Annotated in this window: 1 protein-coding gene; it reads left to right on the top strand. The window is 64.2% G+C overall.

What is annotated here, in order from left to right; genetic code table 11:
* On the top strand, nucleotides 1–795 hold a 795-nt coding region (locus tag G3480_RS29760; protein ID WP_164657260.1), incomplete at its 5' end, for an IS1634 family transposase.
* Nucleotides 796–813: the final 18 nt, after the last annotated feature.

Below are 813 nucleotides of genomic sequence, written 5' to 3'. Positions count from 1 at the left end.
GGCGAGGTGCGCCAACGCTGGGTCGTGGTGTATTCCCCGCAGGCGCGCCAACGCGCCCTCAAGCGCGTCGACAAGCACTGTCTCAAGCAGGGCCGCGCCGAACTCAAGGACTTCGAGCGCCTGTGCAGCAGCGACTTCGCCTGCGAGGCCGATGCGCTCAAGGCCCTGGCGCGCTTCGAGCGCACCCTCAAGATCGCGATGCTCGGCGAGACCCACATCGAGGCGTTGCCCCGCTTCAAGGGCAAGGGGCGCCCGGCCAAGGGGCGCGAGCCAGACTTCTTTGTCTATCGCATCGTCGGCGCGCTGGCCTCGCGGGTGCAGGAGCGTCAGCGTCGCCTCGAGCGCAAAAGCTGCTTCATCCTCGCCACCAACCAGCTCGATGAGCAGGTCCTCAGTGATGAAGATCTCATCGCCGCCTACAAGGATCAACAGAAGGTCGAGCGCGGCTTTCGCTTCCTCAAGGATCCCCTGTTCATGGCCGCGGCGCTCTACCTCAAGAAGCCCGAGCGCATCATGGCCCTGATGATGGTGATGACGCTGTGCCTGTTGGTCTATGCCGCTTTGGAGCGGCGCATCCGCGAGGTCCTCCAGGCCGAGCAGGTCACCGTCCCCGATCAAACCGGCAAGCCCACGGCGCGTCCCACCGCGCGCTGGGTGTTCCAATATTTCAAAGGGATCCATGTCCTGGTCGTTGAGCACGTCGAGCAGATCGTGCTGCACGTCGAGCAACACCACAGCGTCTTACTGCAGCTGCTCGGGCCGCGCTATGTGGCGATATATTCTGCAAGCGGCTGACGGGGTGCGGAATGACGG

This window comes from Thiorhodococcus mannitoliphagus (assembly GCF_010915725.1).
GTDB classification, from domain to species: Bacteria; Pseudomonadota; Gammaproteobacteria; order Chromatiales; family Chromatiaceae; genus Thiorhodococcus; species Thiorhodococcus mannitoliphagus.
Note: the sequence above shows the minus strand (reverse complement) of the source record. Positions and strands in the feature narration are given on the sequence as shown.